Origin of the sequence: Methylorubrum zatmanii (assembly GCF_014845115.1) — a bacterium.
GTDB classification, from domain to species: domain Bacteria; phylum Pseudomonadota; class Alphaproteobacteria; order Rhizobiales; family Beijerinckiaceae; genus Methylobacterium; species Methylobacterium zatmanii.
Genome location: NZ_NKUI01000170.1, coordinates 1 through 3,229, shown reverse-complemented (window position 1 = coordinate 3,229; position 3,229 = coordinate 1). Strand labels below are relative to the sequence as shown.

The 3,229-nt window shown below is 71.5% G+C and carries 5 protein-coding genes; 1 reads left to right on the top strand and 4 read right to left on the bottom strand.

Features of this window, described 5'->3' with window-relative positions:
• Nucleotides 1-225, top strand: a 225-nt coding sequence (locus MZTS_RS19225) for a hypothetical protein (protein WP_192285048.1), incomplete at its 5' end; no start/stop codon positions are given.
• A gap of 158 nt (nucleotides 226-383) precedes the next feature.
• On the opposite strand, the gene MZTS_RS19220 is transcribed toward MZTS_RS19225, so the two are convergent.
• The 4 genes from MZTS_RS19220 to MZTS_RS19205 form a co-directional block, all read right to left on the bottom strand.
• Nucleotides 384-1,376 carry a hypothetical protein gene (locus MZTS_RS19220; RefSeq protein WP_192285047.1) on the bottom strand — a complete coding sequence of 331 codons (993 nt, stop codon included), beginning with the start codon at nucleotides 1,374-1,376 and terminating at the stop codon, nucleotides 384-386.
• A gap of 150 nt (nucleotides 1,377-1,526) precedes the next feature.
• Entirely contained in the window at nucleotides 1,527-1,823 is a 297-nt protein-coding gene (locus tag MZTS_RS19215; protein ID WP_009866031.1) for a hypothetical protein, read from the bottom strand.
• 115 nt (nucleotides 1,824-1,938) lie between these two features.
• Complete coding sequence (locus tag MZTS_RS19210) at nucleotides 1,939-2,589, bottom strand: 50S ribosomal protein L11 methyltransferase (RefSeq protein ID WP_192285046.1); 651 nt, start codon at nucleotides 2,587-2,589, stop codon at nucleotides 1,939-1,941.
• Nucleotides 2,586-3,229, bottom strand: a 644-nt coding sequence (locus MZTS_RS19205; protein ID WP_192285045.1) for a glycosyltransferase, incomplete at its 5' end; no start/stop codon positions are given. The genes MZTS_RS19205 and MZTS_RS19210, both read right to left, overlap by 4 nt.

Here is a 3,229-nt window from a genome sequence, read left to right as displayed (position 1 = left end):
GCCGTCCTCGGTGCCGGCGGCGCCGCAGCCTTGGGCGTGCTCGGCGGCCTCGCGATCGGCGGCGCCATCGCGGCGTCCAACGATCCCTATTACCCGGGCAAGCCGGTCTACCGGGCGCCCCCGCCGCCGGTCTATGTCGAGGGCCCGATCTGCCATTTCGAGCGCCGTGAGACGATGGATCCCTACGGCGACATCTATGTCCGGCGCGTGCGCGTCTGCGAATAGCCTTGGGGCGTGAACGAGGGCGGCGCCGGACCGTCGGCGCCGTCGCTTGAGAGTCAGTGTTTTGGCGCGCGCTCTTTCGCCGAACCGGCACCCATTTCGGCGGAGAGCGCTCTAGCGCATTTTCCGCGGAAGTGGGTGCCGGTTCCGCGGAAAATGCTCTATCGCAGCTGCAGGCTGTCCACCACCTGGCGGAACAGGGGCAGAATCTGCTCCCGCTGATCCGCCCGGGTCACGCCGACGGCGCGGATATAGCCATCCGGGTTGAAGCGGATCGTCTGCGAGACCACCACCGGCTGGTTCGAGGGAATATCGACGGCCCGCGCCACGATCTCGTGCCAGTCGATGCCGTTCTGGCGGTAGCTCTGCGAGCGCTCGATGAAGAACTCCTTCATCGTCTGGTTGGCGTAGAGCGAGGCGCGGGCGAAGCCGTCGCGCTGTTCCTGCGGCGTGGGCTGCTGCACCGCCTGGGCGATCACCAGGATCGGCTGCTCCAGATTGGAGACCTGATCCCGCGGCCCGAGGGTGAGCAGCACCGAATTGCCCGCCAGCGCCCGCACCGGGCGGAAGCCGGCGAGGTCGCCGATGCGGAAGGGCAGGGCGGCGATCTGCTCGTCGAGGTTCAGGGCGGCACGGATGCGCAGGCCCGTGAGCAGGCCGCGCATGGTCTCGTCCGTTTCGGCGTCAACCGCCGCCTGGGCGATGATGATGCCGGTGACATCCTTGCCGCCGACGATGAGGAGCCATTTGCGGGCGGCGGGCATGCCCTTGTCGTCGGCGGGGGTCTGCTCGCCGGTGAACAGCACGCCCTCGGCGCCGCCATCGAGGGTCACCGGCTCGCGGCTCTGGACGATGAGCCCCTGCGTCTTGAGATTCTCGTCGGTGAAGCTCTGCTTGAGTTCCGGGTAGGCTCCGGCCGGCAACTCGACCACCGAGAGCATCGCGCCGCCGCCGATCCGCTCGAAGCCGGTGAAGCGCTTCGACACCGTCATGTCCGAGGGCGGCGTGAAGCCGAAGCGCGAACTCGGCGGGAACACGGCCTCCTCCGCACGGGCAGGCAGGGCCGAGAGCGGGACGGCTATGCTCCCCACCAGCACACCCGCAGCGAGGACGGCCGCGGCCGCGAGCCGGCGGGAGAACAGACGCAACGGCATCACAGGTTGTCTCCGAACGCCCTGTCTCGGGCATTGTCCCATCCGCGATGGGTCGAACGGCCCGGAGGTCGTGTCAAGCGCGGGAGAGCACGGGAGCGGCATCTTCCCGCATCGTCCCGAAACGCGACTTCCGGCTTTCGGGACGGCGCGTTAGCGTCCGCGCCAGCACCGCCATTGCCGCTCGATCCAGCGGGCGGATTTCTCCATCGGCACCTTGAGGGCAGGCACGTCCTGGGCGAGGAGGGCGAGGCCCAGCGGCAGCATCCACAGACCCAGCACCGGCAGGATCGAGAAGATGCCGCCGAGGATCAGCAGGATCGCGGCGAGGAGGCGCAAGAGGAACCGGGCCGGCTCGCGCAGCCACTGGACGGCCCGCTGCGCCCGCTCGGGCAGCTTGCGGCAGGCGCGGTCGACCCGCTCGTCCCAATCCCGCGCCGTGACGTCCATCGCCTGTCCGTGTTCCGTCCGTTCCATCCCCCCAGAATGACCGAGCCGGGTGAAAGGTTCTCTCCCGTCGGCACCGTCCGGTGCCGAGAGGCGATCCGGGTCCGGGCCGCCGGGATCAGGCGAAGCGCCAGACGCACGATGTCTTGATCTCGGCATCTTCGAGATCGCGGGTGACGGGGACTTCGTAGGTCGCGACCGCGATCAGCCGCTCCCGCGGCAGGTAGCTCCGGCCGGGATCGCCGATCAGCACGGTGCGGCCCCGCCCGTGCAGGTCGCCGAGCCAGTTGCCGACCGCCGCGCCGAGGTCGCGCTCGTAGAACACGTCGGCGGCCAGCACGCTCTCCGCATCCGTCCCGATCAGATCGGTGCCGACCGCCGTGATGCGGCCCTCCACCCCGTTGGCGGCGGCGTTGATCGGGATCGCGTGCAGGGCGAAGGGGTCGAGGTCGCTGGCGGTGACATGGGTCGCCCCGGCCTTCGCCGCGGCGATGGCCACCAGCCCCGAGCCCGAGGCGAAATCGACGACATGCCGGCCCGCCACCGTCTCGGGATGATCGAGGATGTAGCGGGCGAGCGCCTGTCCCCCGGCCCAGGCGAAGGCCCAGAACGGCGGCGGCAGGCCAATCGCCTCCAGCTCGTCCTCCGTCTTCTGCCAGAGGGCGGTCGCTTCGTCGGCGACGTGCAGCACGATCTCGGGGGCGTGCGGCACCGGCCTCAGGGCCGTGTGTTCGCGGATGAAGCGGATCGGGTCGCGGGAGGGGATCACGGGGCCAGCAACTCCGCATAGAGTCCCGCGACCGTCGCGGCGACGGCGGCCTCGGTATAGCCGCCTTCGAAGATCCGCGCCCGCGCCGCCTCGCCCATCCGCGCGACCAGGGCCGGATCGGCGGCGAGCCGCGTCAGCGCGGCAGCGAGGGCGGCGCCATCCCCCGGCGGCACCAGCAGCCCCTCGATCCCGTCGCGCACGAGGTCGCGGCAGCCGGGCACGTCGCTGGTCAGGATCGCCCGGCCGCAGGACGCCGCTTCGAGCAGGGTGCGCGGCAGGCCCTCGCCGCCGCGGGAGGGCAGGGCGCCGACATGGTGGGCGGCGAAGAGACCGGCCACGTCCCGGGTCGGGCCGTGCCACGCGATGCCGTCCCGCGACCAGTCGCGCAGAGTCGCTTCGGGGATGGCCCGCCGGTTCGAGGGGTCGGGGGCGCCGTAGAGCGACAGCTCCACCGCCGCGCCGCCGGCGCGGGCCCGGCGCACCGCCTCGACGGCGACGTCGATCCCCTTCGACCACAGCATCCGCGCGACGATGGCGACCTTCAGCGGCGGCGCCGGGGGCAGGGGGCGGGGGGAGAAGGTTTCTGGATCGACGCCGGCGCCGCCGACCAGGGTGACGGCGGTGTCGGACGGGTCGAGGC

Coding starts and splice junctions, on each gene's coding strand:
- MZTS_RS19220 (WP_192285047.1), bottom strand. CDS start 1,376: ATGCCGTTGCGTCTGTTCTCCCGCCGGCTCGCGGCCGCGGCCGTCCTC.
- MZTS_RS19215 (WP_009866031.1), bottom strand. CDS start 1,823: ATGGACGTCACGGCGCGGGATTGGGACGAGCGGGTCGACCGCGCCTGC.